The 18304-nt window shown below is 66.2% G+C and carries 23 protein-coding genes, 1 tRNA gene and 1 riboswitch; of the genes, 14 read left to right on the forward strand and 10 right to left on the reverse strand.

What is annotated here, in order from left to right; translation table 11 throughout:
• Nucleotides 1-9: 9 nt before the first annotated feature.
• Nucleotides 10-546, forward strand: a complete 537-nt coding sequence (locus ACUDP5_RS21215) for a hypothetical protein (RefSeq protein WP_263912200.1) — start codon at nt 10-12, stop codon at nt 544-546.
• Nucleotides 543-1307 carry a DUF1828 domain-containing protein gene (locus tag ACUDP5_RS21220; protein WP_263912202.1) on the forward strand — a complete coding sequence of 255 codons (765 nt, stop codon included), beginning with the start codon at nt 543-545 and terminating at the stop codon, nt 1305-1307. The genes ACUDP5_RS21215 and ACUDP5_RS21220 overlap by 4 nt, the downstream gene beginning before the upstream one ends.
• Nucleotides 1308-1381: 74 nt before the next feature.
• On the opposite strand, the gene ACUDP5_RS21225 is transcribed toward ACUDP5_RS21220, so the two are convergent.
• The 3 genes from ACUDP5_RS21225 to ACUDP5_RS21235 all read right to left on the reverse strand — a co-directional run bounded on the left by ACUDP5_RS21225 (nt 1382) and on the right by ACUDP5_RS21235 (nt 3425).
• Nucleotides 1382-1654 (reverse strand): hypothetical protein, encoded by a 273-nt coding sequence (locus ACUDP5_RS21225; RefSeq protein WP_263912203.1) that lies wholly within the window; start codon nt 1652-1654, stop codon nt 1382-1384.
• 313 nt (nt 1655-1967) lie between these two features.
• A complete protein-coding gene (locus ACUDP5_RS21230; protein WP_263912205.1) occupies nt 1968-2594 on the reverse strand; it encodes an N-acetyltransferase in 627 nt (208 codons plus the stop codon).
• An 87-nt stretch (nt 2595-2681) separates the two neighbouring features.
• A complete protein-coding gene (locus tag ACUDP5_RS21235) occupies nt 2682-3425 on the reverse strand; it encodes an ArsR/SmtB family transcription factor (RefSeq protein WP_445657125.1) in 744 nt (247 codons plus the stop codon).
• A gap of 89 nt (nt 3426-3514) precedes the next feature.
• Here ACUDP5_RS21235 and ACUDP5_RS21240 point away from each other — a divergent pair, with 89 nt between their 5' ends.
• On the forward strand, nt 3515-4771 hold the full coding sequence (locus tag ACUDP5_RS21240; RefSeq protein ID WP_445657126.1) for an MFS transporter: 1257 nt from the start codon (nt 3515-3517) through the stop codon (nt 4769-4771).
• 51 nt (nt 4772-4822) lie between these two features.
• Here the strand turns inward: ACUDP5_RS21240 and ACUDP5_RS21245 are convergent, their stop codons facing one another.
• The 3 genes from ACUDP5_RS21245 to ACUDP5_RS21255 form a co-directional block, all read right to left on the reverse strand.
• A complete protein-coding gene (locus ACUDP5_RS21245) occupies nt 4823-5455 on the reverse strand; it encodes an FMN-binding negative transcriptional regulator (RefSeq protein WP_263912208.1) in 633 nt (210 codons plus the stop codon).
• Between the two features lie 174 nt (nt 5456-5629).
• Nucleotides 5630-6121, reverse strand: coding sequence for a GNAT family N-acetyltransferase (locus tag ACUDP5_RS21250; RefSeq protein WP_445657127.1), 492 nt, complete (start codon nt 6119-6121; stop codon nt 5630-5632).
• A 30-nt stretch (nt 6122-6151) separates the two neighbouring features.
• Nucleotides 6152-6346 (reverse strand): hypothetical protein, encoded by a 195-nt coding sequence (locus tag ACUDP5_RS21255; RefSeq protein ID WP_445657128.1) that lies wholly within the window; start codon nt 6344-6346, stop codon nt 6152-6154.
• Between the two features lie 613 nt (nt 6347-6959).
• Between ACUDP5_RS21255 and ACUDP5_RS21260 the strand changes: the two genes are divergently transcribed.
• The 7 genes from ACUDP5_RS21260 to ACUDP5_RS21290 all read left to right on the forward strand — a co-directional run bounded on the left by ACUDP5_RS21260 (nt 6960) and on the right by ACUDP5_RS21290 (nt 11316).
• Nucleotides 6960-7121 carry a hypothetical protein gene (locus tag ACUDP5_RS21260; protein ID WP_445657129.1) on the forward strand — a complete coding sequence of 54 codons (162 nt, stop codon included), beginning with the start codon at nt 6960-6962 and terminating at the stop codon, nt 7119-7121.
• 28 nt (nt 7122-7149) lie between these two features.
• A complete protein-coding gene (locus tag ACUDP5_RS21265) occupies nt 7150-7764 on the forward strand; it encodes a YiiX family permuted papain-like enzyme (RefSeq protein ID WP_445657130.1) in 615 nt (204 codons plus the stop codon).
• 8 nt (nt 7765-7772) lie between these two features.
• Entirely contained in the window at nt 7773-9434 is a 1662-nt protein-coding gene (locus ACUDP5_RS21270; RefSeq protein ID WP_445657131.1) for a hypothetical protein, read from the forward strand.
• Nucleotides 9435-9444: 10 nt separating this feature from the next.
• Nucleotides 9445-9816, forward strand: coding sequence for a tRNA-binding protein (locus ACUDP5_RS21275; protein ID WP_263912218.1), 372 nt, complete (start codon nt 9445-9447; stop codon nt 9814-9816).
• Between the two features lie 56 nt (nt 9817-9872).
• Nucleotides 9873-10042: riboswitch (yybP-ykoY riboswitch) on the forward strand.
• Between the two features lie 11 nt (nt 10043-10053).
• Nucleotides 10054-10617, forward strand: a complete 564-nt coding sequence (mntP, locus tag ACUDP5_RS21280) for a manganese efflux pump MntP (RefSeq protein ID WP_445657132.1) — start codon at nt 10054-10056, stop codon at nt 10615-10617.
• 105 nt (nt 10618-10722) lie between these two features.
• Entirely contained in the window at nt 10723-10905 is a 183-nt protein-coding gene (locus ACUDP5_RS21285) for a type II toxin-antitoxin system HicA family toxin (protein WP_263912221.1), read from the forward strand.
• 21 nt (nt 10906-10926) lie between these two features.
• On the forward strand, nt 10927-11316 hold the full coding sequence (locus ACUDP5_RS21290) for a type II toxin-antitoxin system HicB family antitoxin (protein WP_445657133.1): 390 nt from the start codon (nt 10927-10929) through the stop codon (nt 11314-11316).
• 33 nt (nt 11317-11349) lie between these two features.
• Here ACUDP5_RS21290 and kdgT read toward each other — a convergent pair whose 3' ends face one another.
• The 3 genes from kdgT to ACUDP5_RS21305 form a co-directional block, all read right to left on the reverse strand.
• The gene (gene kdgT / locus ACUDP5_RS21295) at nt 11350-12351 is read right to left on the reverse strand and encodes a 2-keto-3-deoxygluconate transporter (RefSeq protein WP_445657134.1); all 1002 of its coding nucleotides are present in this window, start codon (nt 12349-12351) and stop codon (nt 11350-11352) included.
• 589 nt (nt 12352-12940) lie between these two features.
• Nucleotides 12941-13016: transfer RNA gene (locus ACUDP5_RS21300), tRNA-His, on the reverse strand.
• 35 nt (nt 13017-13051) lie between these two features.
• Complete coding sequence (locus ACUDP5_RS21305; protein WP_445657135.1) at nt 13052-13279, reverse strand: hypothetical protein; 228 nt, start codon at nt 13277-13279, stop codon at nt 13052-13054.
• An 80-nt stretch (nt 13280-13359) separates the two neighbouring features.
• Here ACUDP5_RS21305 and ACUDP5_RS21310 point away from each other — a divergent pair, with 80 nt between their 5' ends.
• Nucleotides 13360-14817 (forward strand): phospholipase D-like domain-containing protein, encoded by a 1458-nt coding sequence (locus ACUDP5_RS21310; RefSeq protein ID WP_263912227.1) that lies wholly within the window; start codon nt 13360-13362, stop codon nt 14815-14817.
• 78 nt (nt 14818-14895) lie between these two features.
• On the opposite strand, the gene ACUDP5_RS21315 is transcribed toward ACUDP5_RS21310, so the two are convergent.
• Nucleotides 14896-15324, reverse strand: coding sequence for a PaaI family thioesterase (locus ACUDP5_RS21315; RefSeq protein WP_263912228.1), 429 nt, complete (start codon nt 15322-15324; stop codon nt 14896-14898).
• 171 nt (nt 15325-15495) lie between these two features.
• Between ACUDP5_RS21315 and ACUDP5_RS21320 the strand changes: the two genes are divergently transcribed.
• From ACUDP5_RS21320 to ACUDP5_RS21330, 3 genes are all read left to right on the forward strand, one after another.
• Nucleotides 15496-16398 (forward strand): helix-turn-helix transcriptional regulator, encoded by a 903-nt coding sequence (locus ACUDP5_RS21320; protein ID WP_445657136.1) that lies wholly within the window; start codon nt 15496-15498, stop codon nt 16396-16398.
• Between the two features lie 157 nt (nt 16399-16555).
• Nucleotides 16556-17263: a fumarylacetoacetate hydrolase family protein gene (locus ACUDP5_RS21325; protein ID WP_445657137.1), complete on the forward strand. Its 708-nt coding sequence runs from the start codon at nt 16556-16558 to the stop codon at nt 17261-17263.
• Nucleotides 17264-17373: 110 nt separating this feature from the next.
• On the forward strand, nt 17374-18246 hold the full coding sequence (locus ACUDP5_RS21330) for an NAD(P)-dependent oxidoreductase (RefSeq protein ID WP_263912233.1): 873 nt from the start codon (nt 17374-17376) through the stop codon (nt 18244-18246).
• Nucleotides 18247-18304 lie beyond the last annotated feature (58 nt).

Genomic DNA, 18304 nt, shown 5'->3' on the forward strand with positions numbered 1-18304 from the left:
TCCGTTTCCATGGCCAACAAGTTCGAACCGCTAATCACCGTTGATGAGGTGCAAGAGATCCTTGCCGAGCCCAAGGAAACCATCAAGCAGATCACCTGGATGCCCAAGCCGGTCGGCGCCAGCCCCCAATGGATGGAATTTGCCAGCCCCTGCCGCATCAAGGGTGAAGTGCGCGACGACGTGATCTTTCGCGCCACCTACCGCGGCGCCCGCACCGTGGTGCACGGCCAGGCCACCCTCTTTCTGACCGAAGCGTTCTGCGCGAGCCTGTTCGTGGGCCCGCACCGCGTGTTCGGCGTGGACACGGACGACTCGTTCCACACCAGCCTGGTGGGCGAAGGCCGCCCGCAGTTCCGCAAGCCGCTGGCGGACCGCAGCCATGAACATATCTGGGTGAACGAAGGCGAAGGCTATGCCGAGCCCATCGTGCCCGCCCTGCACACGATCGGCGAGCTGATGCAGTATTTCCTGCCGAGGGCCAACCTGACCCTGACCGGCGGATTCGCGCATCCCCTCAAAGGCCGACAAATCGAACTGATCCTATGAGCAATTTCCTGGAAGCCTCCGGCTGGACCGTCCTGCCGGCGGGCGAGCATGCCATCCGCGCCATCTCGCCGATGACCCTCGGCCTGGACGGCCAGCACGCCGCGTTCTTCATCGCGCACCCGGACGACGCCACGTTCTATCTCACCGATGCCTGTGAGACCGCGATGCACGCGTCCAGCTACGGCATCGAGCTGGCCGCCAAGCGCATCGACATCCTGAACGAAACGCCGGGCGTGAGCCTGGCGCATTTCGACAAGTCGGGCGCCATCGTGGCCTCGGGCCCCAACGAGCAGTTGCAGGAAGCCTTGTGGGACGCGGTGAAGCTGGCCATGGCCCTGTCGTTCCAGTGCGCCAAGTGGATGCCCAAGTTCAGCCAGCTGCGTTTTCGCGCCCAGGTCGGCCGTGCGTTGGCGGCGGGCGTTGGTGTGAACCGCATGGTCAAGGGGGCGCGCGCCAAGGGCAGCAGTGGCCACACCGCCGATTTTGCGTTCGCGGTGCGCGCCGCGGGCAGCACGGCGCTGACGTACATCGAGCCGATCGCGCTCAAGGCCGGCAAGAAAATGGACTGGACCCAGGTCTACCAGACCCACGGCAAGATGTCGGACGTGAAAATGGCGGATGCGCGCAACTCGCGCATGGTGATTCTGGAAGACGGCGCGTCGGCCGAGGAATTCAAGAAGGCCGTGACCATCCTGGAGCAGTCGGCCACCGTGCAGACGCTGGCCAAGACGCGCGACTGGCAGGCCGTGTTCGCCGACTAGGCGAGCGGCGCACGGCCGCCGCCGATGGCCGGACGGCCCGGCGGCGAGGCAGGCCAGGGTTCCCGGCCTGGACCTCAGGCTGGCATGTTGGTCAGGCCGTCGACGATTTCGCGGCCATGCAGGATGGCGGCATGCACCGCTTCGCGCGGACTGTAGACAAAACCGCCTTCGGCGAAGCGTGGCACGGGGTATTCGTCGCCGCCTTCGCGGACCGCGCCCGCCTGGACCACCATGACCGATGCGATGAAGACGGGGCCGCTGGGCAACGCTTGAACCTCAGCGCCAGCGCCCCGGGACACTTTGGCCGTCAGCCGGTATCCCTTGTAGATCAAGTTGTTCTGATGCACTTCGGATGCCCTCTTTCTGCGAGCCAGCATACCCCGCCTGTTCATGACAGTTCGGATATGTTTTGTAACCCGGGCATCTCATGGAAACATTGTTGCATCGCAAGACTTGCGTCCCCGTTTCTGTCGTGCCGCCCCCCGCACGGGCTCGGCGCGCCGATGCGCAAGCGGGGCGCGGCTGACAGCCGGATGACGCCGGCGGCCAGTGGCCGCGGGCGTCATCTGTCCCGGGGATTTCCCTAAAGCTGTTGCGAAAGCGCACTATCCGCCGGGTTTCCGGGCGGTTTCATGCGGCATTCGTCGCGTCGTCAGGGTTTCAAGCGGGGCTCATGCCGGTGGCCGACAGGTAGTCGGACAGCGTCCACCCCCGCCCCAGCAGGAACATGCGGGTATGCAGGTCGGCCAGCACCGTCGGCGTCACCGCACGGCCCAGGTAGTTCAGGCGCTTGCGTCGCAGGTCGACATAACCCAGCGCATAGTCACGAGCCAGGCCCAGCCACAGGCGGTGTGCGGCGGGCGACTGGCGCGCACCGCTCATGATGCACAGGCCCGCATCCAGCCCCCAGCGATAGACCGAGGTCGCCAAGCCCATGCCCTGGTAGGGCGCGGCGTATTTCGAGTGCGGCGCGCGCACATAAGGGTCGGCGCGCCGCCCCACTTCGATCAACCGGTTGAACACGGTATAGCCCGCCAGCCGGCCCCGCCGCACGTCCACCACGTACACGTAGTACTCGCCATCGGCTTCGCGATGGCGAAGCACAAGGCCAGGGATGTCGGTACGGACCTCCTGCAATCCGTGCAAGCGATCCGAGGGACGATTCATACGGTCGTAGATGGCATCGAGTTCCTTGTCCACCTCTTGCGGAGCGTGGTTGACGTCGATGCGCAGTTCCGTCGCGACAGGCAAGGCGCGAGGAAAAGCGTGCAGGGCCAGCGTAAGCAAGGCCACCTCCTGTACAGGGCAAATGCCCGATGAAAAAACCCGTGTTTGTGCCGCCCGCAAGTGCAGGCGGCAAGATGTCATAGAACCTCAGGCTGCCGCGGAATCGCCCGGCCGCGTCCAGTCGGCCCGGTCCGCGGGCACCTGGTCCGGCATGCCGAAGAACGCGGGGAACTGGCGCGCGCCCTTGCGCGTGACCGACAGGGCGCGCGAGTCCAGGTCCTTGTCGACCCAGCCGCGTTGCAGCAGCGCCTCGAGCAGTGCGGCGCCCAGCGCGCCGCCCAGGTGCGAGCGGCGCTCGCTCCAGTCCAGGCAGGCGCAGGCGAAGCGGCGGCGACGCTGGCGCGCCTTGGCCACGTCCACGCCCACTTGCGCCAATGAGGCCTCGGCCAGCGGCGTCAAGACGTAGTCGCGGCCGTCGGCCGCCAACCACTGGCGCGCCAGCATCGCATCGTGGATGCGCACGGCCAGCGTGCCGGCCATGTGGTCGTAGCAGGTGCGGGCCTCGCGCAACGCCGACGGCGTGTTGGGCTTGAACGGGGTGCGTTCGGCGCCCGCGACCACCAGCAGGGCTTCAAGCGCCTGGCCCACTTCGGCATTGGCCAGGCGGTAGTAGCGATGCTTGCCCTGCACCGCCAGCTCGACCAGGCCCTGGTCGCGCAGCCGCTGGAAATGGCTGCTGGCGGTGGACGCGCCGATGTCGGCGGCGGCGGCCAGTTCAGTGGCGGTGCGCGCACGGCCGTCCAGCAGCACGCACAGCATGCGCGCACGGGCAGGATCGGCGATGGCGCCGGCAACGGCCGACAGATTGATGTCGGCGAACTTGGATTCCATAATTCGGCCACGACCAAAGTGTTGTGTACAGGGCCAAGCATACTGCGAGTCATCTCAACAAGACAGCCGGCCTTGCCGCCGGCCCCATCATGCGCAACGCCTCGCGTTTTTTCGGTTGGAAGGTTCTGTATGCCACCTTCGTCCTGGCCGTGTTCGGCTGGGGCGTCGGTTTCTACGGCCCGCCCGTGTTCCTGCATGCCGTGGTGCAACGCACCGGCTGGAGCGTGGCGCTGGTGTCGGCTGCCGTGACGCTGCATTTCCTGTGCGGCACGTTGGTGGTGGCCAATCTGCCGCGGCTGTACCGGCGCTGGGGCCTGCCGGCCGTGACGCTGACGGGCGCCGTGTCCCTGGCGCTGGGCGTGTCCGGTTGGGCGCGGGCGGACGCGCCCTGGCAGTTGTACGCGGCGGCGCTGCTGTCGGGCATGGGCTGGGTGACGCTGGGCGCGGCGGCGGTCAACGCGCTGATCGCGCCATGGTTCGTAAGGCGCCGGCCGACGGCGCTGGGCATGGCCTACAACGGCGCCAGCGTGGGCGGCATCGTGTTTTCACCGCTGTGGGTGTTCCTGATCGCGGGCTATGGTTTCGCGCAGGCGGCGCTGTGGGTCGGCGCGGCGATGGTGCTGGTGATCGCCGTGCTGGCGCGCAAGGTGTTTGCCGTCACGCCGCAGCAACTGGGCCAGTTGCCCGATGGCGCCGCGGCGGACGCGCCCGCGCAGGCGGCGATCAACACGATGGCGCGCGTGCCCAGGCTGTGGCGCGACCGCGCCTTCCTGACGCTGGGCGCGGGCATGGCGCTGGGATTGTTTGCGCAGATCGGTCTGATCGCGCACCTGCTGTCGCTCCTGGCGCCGCTGCTGGGCGCACAGACCGCAGGCATCGCGATGGGGCTGGCTACGGCCAGCGCCATCGCCGGGCGCAGCCTGGTCGGGTGGCTGATGCCGCCGACCGCGGATCGCCGCAAGGTCGCTTGCGTGTCCTATGGCGCACAGATCGCGGGCTCGCTGGTGCTGATGCTGGCGGCCGACCACATGTGGGCGGTGTGGGTGGGCGTGGTGCTGTTCGGCTCGGGCATCGGCAATGCCACGTCGTTGCCGCCGCTGATTGCGCAGACGGAATTCGCGCGCGAAGACGCGCTGCGGGTGGTGCCGCTGATCGTGGCGTTGTCGCAAGGCGCCTATGCGTTTGCGCCGGCCGTATTCGGCGTGCTGCGGTCGGTCTCGGGCGAAGCGGACCGGTCGATGTTCTGGTTCCTGGCCGTGGCCGCCTGCGTGCAGGCGGCGGCGATCGCGTGCCTCACATGGGGCCGTGGCGCCTCGGCGCGGCGGCAAGCTCCCGTGATGGCCTGACCGCACGGCTGCGGGACGGCGGTGGGGCCATCCGCAGCGCGGCCGATGCGCTCAGTCGAGCCCGCCGCGGCGCGCCACCAGACCGGCCATGACGGCATCGCCCTGCTCGTCGGCCAGACCGGTGGCCACGCCCTGGCGATCCGCCGGCGTGCGGTTCTGGCTGACCTTCCATTTACCCTCGATGCGCGTGATGGCGATTTCGACGCCGACGATGGCGCGCATCTGCGCGGCGATGAAGTCTTCGGGTGCATCGTCGACCCGCCAGGGCTGCACCCGCGCTTTTTCCTGGGCCTCGGTCAGCGCGCCGATCTGCGCGCGCACCCAGGTGGGATCATCGTGGATCACCGGCGTGCCCCATACGTGCACCGCAACAAAATTCCAGGTGGGCACGACCTTGTGCGTCTCGGCCTTGGTGGCGTACCAGGACGGCGTGATGTAGGCCTGCGCGCCATGGAACGCCACCAGGCATTCCGCGCCCGCGGCCAGTTCCTTCCATTGCGGATTGGCCCGGGCCATGTGCAGGCGCAACACGCCGTGCGGCCCTTCGGGATAGAGCAGACAGGGGATGTGGTTGGCCATCAGCCCGCCCTCCCCGCTGGTCATCAGCACGCCCAGCGGGTGGGCGCGGATGAAATCGTGCTGGACCTCGAGCGAATCTTCGCGGAAAGCGGACGGCAGGTACATGGCGCAGAGGGATGTGTGATGTCGGGGAAAAACACACGATAGCGCCAGCCTGGCTCCATAACCAGAGCCATATGGCCGCCAATTCATGGAGCCACAACACCTGCCGACGGGCACCTGCCCGTGACACGGGCGTTCACACCGGGAAGCCTGCCCAAGGGCTGACCGCCCGGACAGTCAGCCCGCCAATGCCTTCACCAGCAGCACCGTGGTGAAGCCGCTGTCCCATTCCTCGTCGGGATAGGTGTCGATTTCGGCGTAGCCGTGCTTGCGGTAGAACGCGCGGCTTTGGGTATTGAAGGTGTCGGTTTCCAGACGGGCGTCGGCAAAGCCGGCCGCGCGCATGCCGTCTTCGGCCAGGGCCAGCAGCGCCGCGCCCACGCCGCGCCGCTGCACGGCCGGATGCACGTGCAGGGCCCAGATGAAGTTTTTCTCCCAATCGACCATGCCGGCCACGCGGCCATCGACCTCGCAGACATGGAACAGCGTGCCACGCGCCGCGACATATTGGGGGATCTTGCCCGAGTCCAGGAAATACCGGTATTTCTCCGGCGTCATCTGCGGTTGCCAGGTGCCTTCGTAGGTGCGCGTCAGCACGTCCTCGATGGCGGCGGCGTCGGCCGTTCGGGCCGGCCGGATCGTCAGGGGGGATGAGGGAAGTTGCGTCATGCGCGGCAGTGTAGCAACTGCGTGCAAGGCTTATCGTCGGACGCGCTCGTAGGCCTGGTTCATGCGCTCGCGCGCGGCGGTTTCATGTTCGTAGGCGCGATCATAGGTGTCCAGGCATCCCGGCGTGGGATTGGGCCACTTGATCGCGGCGACGGCGGCGGTGAGCTCGTCCCGCGCGCGTTGCCATTCCTTGACGGCGGCGTACCACTCTTTGGTCGTGTCCATAGTTTCCTCCCTATGTGCACGCCCCCATCGTAGTCCCGCGCATACCGGCGCGATTGCGGCGTGCGGCGCGCAGAAGGATGAGCTGACCTGGCGGCCGGATGACACCATTGGGCTGATACGGGTTGCTACCAAAGGGGTAAACCCGCGAGAGCGCCGATGCGAACCGCGATCGACGATCGGGCACGACCGCGACGACCGCCATCCGACCGCATCCGGACCCGGCCACGCCGACCTGCCGTGAGCGGGACATGACGTGTCATGGCCAATATCGGACGCATCGTCTTTCGCAGCCAAGGTAGAATTGCGCGCCGCGGCCCCGCGGCCAGCAGCGGTCTGGCGCCAGCAGCACACTGCGCGCCGCCGTCGATTGAACCCGTCGCCGCCGCGGCGGTCCATAGAAGGCCGGTCCGCATGGCCGGCCTTGCGACAGCCCGGCAGGCCTGCGTGGCCACCGGCGCCATCGCCAAGCTTGCTGCCACCTTTCAAGGCCAGCCGCCAACCGCCGCGCATTCCCGTTTTCTCATATCACGATGTGATGAATATTGACGTCAACCCTCACTTACCCACGGCCGCGGCAAATGCTACTGTTCCGCCTGTGCAAGGAGTACTAGCAATGGATCAGAAGACCAAGCCCTGGGCGTTTCCCAAGCCCCATCCGGAAAACACCCCACGGGGCGAACGCAACAAACAGGAGTTCGACGCGCCCGTCGCCGAAAAAACGCCCGTCGCCAAACCGCGCAGCAAGAAGACCGCCGCCGCCGCGGCCAAATCATGATGCGCGGCTGAACCCCGCTCACCTGTCCATGCGCCCTTTCATCATCGCCTGGCTTTGCCGTACCGCCGCGGCCGCGCTCTGCGCCGTCTCCCTGGCTGTGGTGGCCGCCCCCGACGTCCAGACCGGCGACCTGGTGTTCCAGCAGTCACGTTCCGCCCAAAGCCTGGCGGTGCAGCAGGCCACCCACTCTCCCTACAGCCACATGGGCATGATCGTGCTGCGGCAAGGCCGCCCCTACGTGCTCGAAGCCGCTGCCACGGTGCGCTACACGCCGCTGGCAACCTGGGCCGCGCAAGGCGAACGCGGCGCTTACGTGGTCAAGCGCCTGCGCGATCCCTCGCAACTGACGCCGGCGCGACGCGACCGCCTGGCCGCCATGGGCGCCACCTATGCGGGCAAGCCGTATGACGCCGCGTTCGGCTGGTCGGACGACAAGATCTATTGCTCGGAACTGGTCTGGAAAACCTATCAGCGCGCGCTCGGCATCGAGATCGGCGCGCTGCAACCGCTGAAGCAATTCGATCTGACTGCCCCAGCCGTGCGCGCCAAGATGCGAGAGCGCTACGGCGACGCCATTCCCTGGGAAGAACCGATCATCTCGCCCGCCGCGATGTTCGATTCGCCACTGCTGCGCACGCCTTGAGTCCGGTCATGGACGCGACGCCGATCCCGTTCATGAACCCGGCCTTGCACGGTGCAGGCAATATCACCGGTGTCTTCTTCAGTCCTGCCGGCGACATCGCCGCGGTGGCTTCGGTATTTCCACTGCTGGCCACGCCGCGCGCACGGGCGGCCTATGGCGGTGCCGCGCTGCGCTATCGCGTCGGCCTGTACCGGCAGGGCGAGCCGGCCCCCTTCGCGGTGTACGACGCGCTGCGCCTGCCGGTCAACGACGTGGCGTTCCATCCCACCGAACCCGTCGTCGTGATCGGGGCGGGCAGCTACGACGGCGGCTATCTGTTCGAAGGCGACCTGGCCTTCTGGAATTGGCAAAGCGGCAACAGCCGCCGCCCCTACGCGGCGATTCCCGAAGTCGTGCGTTGCCGCTACAGCGACGATGGCAGCCACGTGCACGCCTGGGTCCGGCCCTGGGACGAAGAATGGGGCGACCAGGAATACGACCCCGACGGCGCCTGGAACCAGGTACTGGACACCGTGTTCCCCATCCAGATCGAAGATTCAGACGCGGCCTGGCATGCGCGGTCGCCCGAAACACTGACACTGGACCCGGCCACGGCCACGACAGGCGGCGCACCGACGCCCGCCCCTGATGCCGCCGACCGCCTGGCCGATTGGCTGGGCGTACCCGACCTGGGATTGCGCGGGGCCATCTGGGATCTCGCGTGGCTGAATGCCGACGCCCTGGGCGCCACGCACGACAACTGCCTGCTGGACCGCTACGACGCGCAGGGGCGTCTGGTCGCCCGTCACGAGGGCGGCGGCCACGGCGCCGAAATCCTGCGCGCAGAAGCCGTCACGGTGCATGCCGTGGCCCCACCCGATCCCGGCGACCGGTTCCGCCGCGATTCCCGCCTGTATGCCCTGCGGGGCGACGCCCTGGTCGCGGTGCACGACTACGCTGGCCAATACACCTTCTCGATCGCGAGCGACGGCCGCCTGCTGGGACGCCAGGACCGCATGGGCCCGACGCGCCCGCGCGCCCATGACGTGCAGCTGGATGCCACGCTGGCAACGCAACAGCGGCTGGACGTCGGCCACTACGACTGCTTCAACCACTACATCGGCATCAACGGCGCCCCGCACCTGTTCGCCGTGCAGGGCACGCCGCCCAGCTCGCACGAAGGCAAGCACCTGTGCATCGTGCATGCCGACGGCAGCATCGAGCGCCTGTGGCCGCTGCTGCAACCCGATGGCACGCACGCCAGCCATGCGATGGAATGCCGCGGCGCGTATGTCGACGACGAACAGGGGCCCGGCGTCGTCATCGCCGGCAAGCACTACACGCCCACGGTCGACAGGACCTACAGCGGTTTCATCTACCGCAAAAGCCTGACGCGCGGTCTGCTGTCGTGGCGCCATGCCACGCATGCGTCGCCCACCATGATCCTGGCGGCCGCCGGGCTGGTGATCGCGGCATTCCTGGACGGCCGGCTGATGCTGATCGACGCGCTGACGGGGGGCGTGCGGCTGGATGCCAGGGTCCGCATGCAAGGCGCAGCCACCGTGATCTACGCCATGGACGCACGCGACGAACGCCTGGCGGTCGGCACGATAGACGGGCGCATTGCCGTGGTCGACCTGCAAGACCTGCTGGCTGCATCCGTGACGCGCGGCGGCATCGATCTGGCCTAGAATTCCTGCCATGCACTACACCCAAGACCCCAACACGCCGCCCGCCCCGACCGTCAGCTTCGATGACTTCATGAAGGTCGACATCCGCGTGGGCACCATCATCGCCGCAGATCCGTTTCCCGAAGCGCGCAAGCCGGCCTACAAGCTGACCATCGATTTCGGCGCCGGCGTCGGCGTCAAGAAAAGCTCGGCGCAGATCACCGGCCGCTACGCCTTGGCAGACCTGCCCGGCAAGCGCGTGCTGGGCATCGTGAACTTCCCGCCGCGCCAGGTGGGCCCGGTGCGTTCCGAAGTGCTGGTGCTGGGGCTGGCGGACGACGCCGACCACACCGTGCTGGTCACGCCCGAGCTTGACGTGCCCAACGGGGCGCGGCTGACCTGAGCCTGGCGCCCGGCGCTGTCACACCCGCGCCACGCGCCTTTTGGTAAACTGGCGTTCCTCTTTGGGGAGTAGCCTCTTCCGGCCCCGTCCGGAAGCGTTTGCGTCAACATTCTTGGCCCCCCTGGCCATGGCGCAAACAACCGATACGGTTTGGCGAGACCATGGACTTTTCCGTAGCTTCTGACCGGGCGATAGGGAAAAAGTCTATGCGTTTCGCCCGGTCGGAGCTTCTCTCGCATGAATGCCCTTTCCACGATAGTCCTGGCCTTCGCCATGTCCACCGACGCCTTCGCGGCGGCGATCGGCAAAGGCGCCGCGCTGCACAAACCCCGCCTGTCCGAAGCCTTGCGCACCGGCCTGATCTTCGGTGTGATCGAAGCAATCACGCCCGTGATCGGCTGGGCATTGGGCTCGATGGCCGCGAAGTTCGTGCAGGACTGGGACCATTGGATCGCCTTCGGCATGCTCTGTATCCTGGGCGCGATGATGATCCGCAACGGCCTGGGCGCGGACAAGGAAGATGCCGCCCCCGTCGGCCGCCATTCGTTCTGGCTGCTGGCCGCCACGGGTTTCGCCACCAGCATCGACGCCATGGCGGTGGGCGTGAGCCTGGCGTTCATCGACAACAACATCGTCGTCACCGCCTTGGCGATCGGCCTGGCCACCTTGCTGATGGTGACCCTGGGCGTCATGATCGGCCGTCTGGTCGGCAACGTCGCCGGCAAGCGCGCGGAAGTGCTGGGGGGACTGGCGCTGATCGGGATCGGGGCCACTATTCTGTACGAGCACTTGAAGGCCTGATGTCTGGGCTATGCGCCCAGGCGAATGGCGCGACAGGTGATTCATCATACAAACTCAGACCGAACGATTATTGTGTATGATTACGCCTTGTGTATAAATACACAAATGACTAGCGCAGACCTTATCAGGCAATTGAAGGCGGACGGGTGGTACTTAGTGCACACCGTGGGCTCCCACCACCAATTCAAGCACCCGATCAAACTTGGCAAGGTCACCGTGCCGCATCCCAAGAAAGATCTGCCGCTAGCAACTCAGCGCAGCATCCTGAAGCAAGCCGGCCTGCGATAAAAGCCTGTCACGGAGAACCCTATGCTCTATCCGATCTACGTGCAAAAGGATAAAGACAGCGCCTTTGGGGCGTCCTTTCCGGATTTTCCCGGATGCTTCGCCGGTGCCGATGATTTGCAAGATCTGCCACGCGCGGCTCAAGAAGCCGTAGAAGCTCATTTTTTCGGCGAAACGGAGCATATCCCTCCCCCGTCGACTCCTGACCAGTGGTCAAAACACGCAGACTACAAAGCCGGCTTCTGGATGATGGTCGAGATCGACCTATCCAAGATCAGTACTAAAGCCGTTCGGCTGAACATCAGCCTGCCCGAATACCTCGTGCATCGTATCGATGAGGTCGCCAAGGCGCGCCATCTGTCACGCTCCGCATTTCTAGCGATGGCAGCAGAGCACGAGATGTCGGCAGCGTAAGGCGGGAATCCAAGCCTCACGCTCCAACCCAAATCACACCTCGCTGGCCCGCATCACCGGCACGGCTTGCGCCTTGCCCCGGCGCACGCGCGGGGCGATGCGCTTTGCCCAGAAGGCGGTCAGCATGGGCACGAGCAAGGCGGTGATGACCACGCATGCCGCGACCAGGGCGGTCGCTGCCGGCGCCCACGGTTGAAACTGCGGCGCCGCGGCGGCGACCAGGCTGGGGGTGGCAGCGGCAGCGCCTGCCGTGCTGGACGCGGCCACACCCGCCGTGCCGCGGCCGCCGCCGATCAGGATGTCGGAAATCACCAGCGCCACGCCCGACGCCAGCATCACACCCACCGCCACCACGATGCCCAGCAAGCCGGTATCCAGGATGACGGACAGATTGATGGTGTTGCCCAGCGCAAAGGCGAAGAACGGGATCAGCATGCGCGGCCCGCGGCTGAAGAATTCGCGCAGGTCTTCGTCCAGGTTGCCCAGCGCAAAGCCGATCAGGAACGGAATCACGACGCCGACCAGGTGATGCGCCTCGAACGCCGCCAGTCCGGTCGTGCCCAGGATGATCATGGTCATCAGCGGACCGGATTCCATGCCGATCAAGACGGATGCGCCGGCCTCTTCGCGCGTGCCGTATTCCTCCATCAACGACGCGAACAGGCCCGCGTTGGTCATGTCCAGCGCGGCCACCAGCGCCAGCACCGACAGGCCGGCGAAAAAGCCGGTGGCGATGCCACCTTCCGGCAGCCAGCGCGACGCCAGCAAGGCCACCACCCAGGCCAGGCCGAGCTTGGCGCCGATCAGCGCACCCGACTTGCGCAGCACGGTGCCGGTGGCGCGCAGGTTGATGGATGCGCCCAGGCAGAACAGCCAGACGGCAAGGATGGGCACGACGCCGGTGATCAGGCCGTTGGTGAAGGACCCGAAGTACTTGCCGGTGTCGGGCCAGAAGGTGTGCAGCGCGGACCCAATTAGCAGCGGTACGAGCATCATGCCGCCGGGAATCCGTTCGATGGAACGCTTGATTTTCATGTTGTCTCCGTTGTTGCGGGTCGCCTGCGCGGACTCGCGTTTTTTCTAATGAAATCAAGTTTTATTGAAAAACGCTACGAAAAAATCGATCTTGCCCCCTATTTTTGGCGAAAATAGCGGGTAAACACCGATAAATCGTTTGAAAACCCCTTGATTGTAATTTTATTAATAAAATTAATTTTTATATATGGAATAAAATGACGCGGTTGGCATCCCGCTGGAAATCGAGGCCGGCGAGCTCGGACAAATAGGCCATTGACGTGAATGCGCCGCGGCACCCCGGTCGACAGGATCCACGCGACGCGCGTGTGGCACGTGACGGAGGCAGAGGGGACGCGGCGTATCGGTGGCGGACCTGCGATGCCGATACGACGAAAGTGATGAGGCGGCGTTGCCGACCGTGATGTTGGCGCAGGATTGCTGCAGCCGTGTTGTTGCAGCCGTGTTGTTGCAGCCGTGTTGTTGCAGCCGTGTTGTTGCAGCCGTGTTGTTGCAGCCGTGTTGTTGCAGCGATGCGACCGCTGCACTGGCACCGCGAAAAAGAAAAAGGCACTTCGCTTTCGCGTAAGTGCCTTTCTCTTGAATTTGGTGGGGTGGCTGATGGGACTCGAACCCACGACAACTGGAATCACAATCCAGGACTCTACCAACTGAGCTACAGCCACCACTGGTTTCTTTGCTGCTGAACTATTGCCGCCACTCAAACACCCTTGCGGCGTGTCTTACGTGTTTTGCATTTTGCTTTCGCATTTTGCTTTCGCATTTTGCTTTCGCATTTTGCTTTCGCATTTTGCTTTCGCATTTTGCCAGCGGCTTCGTTGTGTTCAACAGCGAAGAGGCCGAATTCTAGCACGTTTTTTTCGCGTGTGTAAAACGCCCTGTCTGGCTCGGCCATCAATGCCCCGTCAATCCCGGCCAGCCCCAGCATGCCTGCCCGCCAGCCTTGCTATCCTTGCCGCTTGGCACACCCCTTGGACCACCCTTTGGAGGCCCGCCCGCGCTGGCGCTATGGATCGCATACACGAATTACTGATCGCCTACTGGCCGCACCTGGTGTTCGGCGTCAGCCTGGTTGCCGGAGCCGGCGCGGCGGTGCACGCCGCGATGACCAAGCAGGATGTGCGCTCGGCCATCGGCTGGGTCGGGCTGGCGCTGTTTTCGCCGCTGTTCGGCGCCCTGGCCTATTTCGTGGCGGGCATCAACCGCATCCGCAAGACGCGGATGACGCAACAGCGCGACGAGGCGATGCTGGTGGATGCCGCGCTGGTGGAGACGCCCAGCGTGGACGTGGCGCCCATTTCAGGCCCGCAGTTCGCGTCGCTGAAGGTGCTGGGCGACCAGGTCAGCCGCTTCCGGCTGCTGGGCGGCAATACCGTGCTGCCGCTGGCGGGCGGCGACGAGGCGTATCCGGCGATGCTGCAGGCCATACGCAACGCCCGCCATGCCATTGCGATGCAAAGCTATATCTTCGACAACGATGCGATTGGCCGCGAAATGGCCGACGCGTTGATCGAGGCGCAGGCGCGCGGCGTGCAGGTCCGCGTGCTGATCGACGCGATCGGGTCGAAGTATTCGCACCCGCCGATCGTGCGGATGCTGGCGCGTGGCGGGGTGCCGGTGGCGCGCTTCATGACCAACCCGCTGGGCGTGCTGCGCATGCCTTATGCCAATCTGCGCAGCCACCGCAAGGTGCTGGTGGTGGATGGGCGCATCGGCTTTACCGGCGGCATGAATGTGCGGGCGGCGTTCGTGACGGCGCTGTCGGGCGCGGCGACCAATGTCGACACGCACTTCCGGGTGGAAGGGCCGATCGTGACGCAGCTGATGTCGGTGTTTGCGCACGATTGGAATTTCACGACGCACGAATCGCTGCCGGCCACGCCCTGGTTCGACCCCAGCGCGCAGCCGCCCCATGGCACGGTGCCCATGCGCTGCGTGCCGTCGGGGCCGGACCGGGCGATGGGCAGCGCCCACAGCATTCTGCTGGGCGCGCTGGCGGTGGCGCAGCGGCACGTGCGCATCCAGTCGCCCTACTTCCTGCCGGACCAGCCGCTGATCGGCGCGCTGGCCACGGCGGCGCGCCGCGGGGTGGTGGTGGACATCGTGATTCCCGGCAAGAACAACCTGCGGCTGGTGGACTACGCGATGACCGCGCAACTGGACCAGGTGGTGCGCACCGGGTGCCGGGTGTGGCGCTCGCAAGGCATGTTCGACCATTCGAAGCTGATGACGGTGGACGACGGCTGGGCCTATGTGGGTTCTTCGAACCTGGACCCGCGCAGCCTGCGGCTCAATTTCGAGCTGGATACGGAAATCTACGACCCCGCCGTGGCGCGCTGGATCGGCGCGAAGATCGATGCGCTGGTGGGCAACGCGCGCCGCGAAACCCTGGAAAACCTGCAGCAGGCGCCCTTCGCCAAGCGCCTGCGCAACAAGGTGATCTGGCTGGCCACGCCGTATCTGTAGGCGCATGACCGGCGTTGCCCCGCCTGACGGATCGAAGGCGGCATCCCCGGTCGGCGCGTCGGTGTGGGGGGCTTCCGCTCAACCGTCCGACGTCGGCGTAGCCGCCTGCCGCACGGCAAAGACCGCGCTGGCCTTGAGCACCAGGCGGTCGTCGACCAGCAGCCGGCAGGTGGCGTAGATCAGGCGCTTGCCGCGCTTGTCGATGGTGACGTGGGCTTCGAGCCAGTCGCCGGGCATGACGGCGTTGAGGTATTCCACCGACATCTGGGCGGTCACGACCGAGGCCTGGCATTGGTGGGCAATGACGAATCCCAGGGCGCTGTCGGCCAGGGTGGCCAGAAAGCCGCCATGGGCCATGCCATGCATATTGCCGTGGACCTGGCCCACGCGCAGGGCCAGCACGTCGTCGGCCGCGCGCCGGTAAAAGCCGCTGAGGTCGGCCAGGTGCTGCATGAAGGCGCTGCTGGGGCGCCAGGGCGCAAAGCCGGAGGGGATGGAATCGATCATGGTGTCAGGGAGAAATCCGCTGCGGAGCCTGCAACGGTAGCGCAAACCGGCCGTGCCGCGCGGGCGCGGCGGCCGGGCGACCGGTGAACGGACAATATCGCCGCCCGCTGGCGCGGCCGTCGCGCCGGCGCTACAGTCTGGCCATCAACCGCCCGGCACCCAGTTTCCCGCATGAACCCCATCAAGACCTACGGCATGGCCGAGCGCGCGGACTATTTCGATTTCGATATCCGTGCGCAGCAGGTGCGCGAGCCGCTCGAACAGCCGCACCGCCACGAGTACTTTCAGATCCAGGTGAACCTGGACGGCGATACCCGCCAGACCATCAGCGGCACGGTGCGCCCGTTCAAGCGCGGTTCCTTGAGCTTTGTGCTGCCGTACCGGGTGCACCTGGTGCCGCATCCGCCGGGCGCGCGTTACGTGATCATCAATTTCGCGCAGCGTTTCCTGTGGCCGGAACTGACGGTGGACCCGCTGGACCTGGAAGACGTGCCGGTATCGCAGGCGCCGGCGCTGGCGCCCTTTCTGTTTCAGGAATACCTGGATTTCGAGCTGGACGACGCCGGTTTTGCGCAGGTGCAGGATCTGATCCAGCGCCTGACCGAAGAAAACCAGCGCCGCGGCTTTGGCTCGCTGACGACGATCCGCGGGCTGATCCTGCAATTGATCGGCCTGGTGTGCGAGCGCCATGAAGCCGACCTGCTGCACATGGCGCGCCACCACGCCGGCAGCAGCCGCCGCGGCAGCGTCAAGCGCGTGCTGGCGCACATCGGCGCGCACATCACCGAGAACCTGACGCTGAACGATGCGGCCGCGGCCGCTTTCCTGTCGCCCAATTACCTGGCGCATCTGCTGAAGAAGGAAACCGGCAAGACCTTCACCGAACTCGTGGCCGAGCGCCGCATGGCGCTGGCCCGCGATCTGCTGGCGCATTCAGCGCGCAAGGTCAGCCAGGTGGCGCACGCGGCGGGCTTTGCGGACGAGGCGTACTTCTCGCGTCGCTTTCGGCAGCTGGAAGGGGTCAGCCCGACCGAATACCGTGAACGCCTGCGGGCGGGCAACGCGGACCGGTGAGCCGGACGGCCGCGCCGAGCCGCGATCTGCCGCGGTCCGGGACCGCACCGTCCTGCAAATCACGGAATCGTCCAGGGATTGCGTAATCGTCTCCAGTGCACCGGGGCGCGGCAACCGTAAAGTGGCTGCAACCCTCGCAACCTTCAGGAGACCCGCGATGACCCAGCCCGTCCAGACCCCTTTTGCCGTGGCCCAGACCACGGTGCCCATCGCCGGCAGCGCGCAGCGCTTTCCGGTGCGCCGCATCTACTGCATCGGCCGCAACTACGCGGCCCACGCCATCGAGATGGGTTCGGACCCGACGCGCGAGCCGCCGTTCTTTTTCCAGAAGCCGACGGACGCGATCCAGGTGGTGCTGCCCGACAGCGTGACGGACCACCCTTACCCGCCCCTGACCCAGAATTACCACTACGAGGTGGAACTGGTGGCGGCGCTGTCCAAGGGCGGTCGCGACATCGCGCCGGAAGACGCGCTGCAATGCGTGTACGGCTACGCGCTGGGCCTGGACATGACGCGGCGCGACCTGCAGCGCGGCATGGGCGACCAGAAGAAGCCGTGGGAAATCGGCAAGAGCTTCGACCATGCCGCCCCCATCGGGCCGATCCACCCGGTGGCCCAGACGGGGCACTACCAGGAAGGCGAGATCTGGCTGTCGGTGAACGGCGAACGCAAGCAGCAGGCCACGCTGAGCCACATGATCTGGTCGGTGGCCGAGCAGATTTCGCGGCTGTCGCAAGCATTCGAGCTGTTCCCCGGCGACCTGATCTATTCGGGCACGCCCGAGAACGTGGGGCCGGTGGTGCGCGGCGACGTGATCCGCGCGCATGTGGACGGCCTGCCGGAACTGAGCATTCGTATCGTCTGACACGCGGAAGGCGGGGGGGCCAGCCAGCGCCCCCCGCAGCGGCTGCCATCGCAATTCTGAGAGTAAGATTTACGCCACAACAAACGCCCGTGAGGCAGGAGCAGTGGAAGATGGCGAAAATCGGTATGGTTGGCATCGGCCTGATGGGCCATGGCATTGCAAGCAATCTGGTCAAGCACGGTCACGCGCTGACCGTGCTGGAACACCCGGGCAACCAGCCCCTGGATGCCCTGAAGGCCGCGGGCGCCACCAGTTGCGCCGATGGCGCGGCGCTGGCGGCGCAGTCGGATGTGATCATCCTGTGCGTCACGGGCAGCCCGCAGGTCGAAGCCGTGCTGCTGTCGCCGGGCGGCGTGCTGGAAGGGCTGCGCCCGGGCACCGTCATCATCGATTGCTCGACCGCGATTCCGTCGTCCACCCTGAAGGTGGCCGAGGCGGTGATCGAGCGTGGCGGCCGTTTCCTGGACGCCCCCATGACCCGCACGCCCAAGGAAGCCGCCGAAGGCCGCCTGAACCTGCTGGTGGGCGGCGATGCCGCGCTGTTCGCGGAATGCCGGCCGATCCTGGCGTGCTTTGCCGAGAACATCACGCATGCCGGCCCCATCGGCGCCGGCCACCGCATGAAGCTGCTGCACAACTACGTGTCGCTCGGCGCGATCGCGCTGCTGTCCGAAGCCGCCGCCTGCGCGCTGCGCGCGGACATCGACCCGGCCGTGTTCGCCGAAGTGCTGACCAAGGGCGGCGGTGGCGGCGTGGCGCTGGAGCGCCTGAAGCCCTATCTGCTCGAACAGGACCCGTCGTCGCTGCGCTTTTTCATGTCGAACGCGCAGAAGGACCTGTCCTACTACAACACCATGGCCGCCGAGACGGGCGCGGTGCGCGAGATCGGCGCGGCCGTGCTGCACACCTATGACCAGGCGGTGGACCAGGGCGGCGGCGACCGCTACGTGCCCGAACTGGTGTCGTTGCTGAAAGACCGCTAGGCGAAAAAAACGGGCCCGGTCATCGGCCGGGCCGGCATGCCGGCTGAACGCCGGCTGA

This window comes from Achromobacter sp. NCFB-sbj8-Ac1-l (assembly GCF_052695805.1).

Bases quoted from the DNA above. Each gene is read 5' to 3' on its own strand.
- ACUDP5_RS21260 (WP_445657129.1), top strand. From the start codon at position 6,960: ATGGATCAGAAGACCAAGCCCTGGGCGTTTCCCAAGCCCCATCCGGAA.
- ACUDP5_RS21285 (WP_263912221.1), top strand. From the start codon at position 10,723: ATGACTAGCGCAGACCTTATCAGGCAATTGAAGGCGGACGGGTGGTAC.
- ACUDP5_RS21235 (WP_445657125.1), bottom strand. From the start codon at position 3,425: ATGGAATCCAAGTTCGCCGACATCAATCTGTCGGCCGTTGCCGGCGCC.
- ACUDP5_RS21305 (WP_445657135.1), bottom strand. From the start codon at position 13,279: ATGCTGGGGCTGGCCGGGATTGACGGGGCATTGATGGCCGAGCCAGAC.
- ACUDP5_RS21290 (WP_445657133.1), top strand. From the start codon at position 10,927: ATGCTCTATCCGATCTACGTGCAAAAGGATAAAGACAGCGCCTTTGGG.
- ACUDP5_RS21315 (WP_263912228.1), bottom strand. From the start codon at position 15,324: ATGATCGATTCCATCCCCTCCGGCTTTGCGCCCTGGCGCCCCAGCAGC.
- ACUDP5_RS21270 (WP_445657131.1), top strand. From the start codon at position 7,773: ATGGACGCGACGCCGATCCCGTTCATGAACCCGGCCTTGCACGGTGCA.
- ACUDP5_RS21310 (WP_263912227.1), top strand. From the start codon at position 13,360: ATGGATCGCATACACGAATTACTGATCGCCTACTGGCCGCACCTGGTG.
- ACUDP5_RS21255 (WP_445657128.1), bottom strand. From the start codon at position 6,346: ATGGACACGACCAAAGAGTGGTACGCCGCCGTCAAGGAATGGCAACGC.
- ACUDP5_RS21275 (WP_263912218.1), top strand. From the start codon at position 9,445: ATGCACTACACCCAAGACCCCAACACGCCGCCCGCCCCGACCGTCAGC.
- ACUDP5_RS21240 (WP_445657126.1), top strand. From the start codon at position 3,515: ATGCGCAACGCCTCGCGTTTTTTCGGTTGGAAGGTTCTGTATGCCACC.
- ACUDP5_RS21330 (WP_263912233.1), top strand. From the start codon at position 17,374: ATGGCGAAAATCGGTATGGTTGGCATCGGCCTGATGGGCCATGGCATT.
- ACUDP5_RS21220 (WP_263912202.1), top strand. From the start codon at position 543: ATGAGCAATTTCCTGGAAGCCTCCGGCTGGACCGTCCTGCCGGCGGGC.
- ACUDP5_RS21265 (WP_445657130.1), top strand. From the start codon at position 7,150: ATGCGCCCTTTCATCATCGCCTGGCTTTGCCGTACCGCCGCGGCCGCG.
- ACUDP5_RS21320 (WP_445657136.1), top strand. From the start codon at position 15,496: ATGAACCCCATCAAGACCTACGGCATGGCCGAGCGCGCGGACTATTTC.
- ACUDP5_RS21325 (WP_445657137.1), top strand. From the start codon at position 16,556: ATGACCCAGCCCGTCCAGACCCCTTTTGCCGTGGCCCAGACCACGGTG.
- ACUDP5_RS21250 (WP_445657127.1), bottom strand. From the start codon at position 6,121: ATGACGCAACTTCCCTCATCCCCCCTGACGATCCGGCCGGCCCGAACG.
- ACUDP5_RS21245 (WP_263912208.1), bottom strand. From the start codon at position 5,455: ATGTACCTGCCGTCCGCTTTCCGCGAAGATTCGCTCGAGGTCCAGCAC.
- kdgT (WP_445657134.1), bottom strand. From the start codon at position 12,351: ATGAAAATCAAGCGTTCCATCGAACGGATTCCCGGCGGCATGATGCTC.
- ACUDP5_RS21215 (WP_263912200.1), top strand. From the start codon at position 10: ATGGCCAACAAGTTCGAACCGCTAATCACCGTTGATGAGGTGCAAGAG.
- mntP (WP_445657132.1), top strand. From the start codon at position 10,054: ATGAATGCCCTTTCCACGATAGTCCTGGCCTTCGCCATGTCCACCGAC.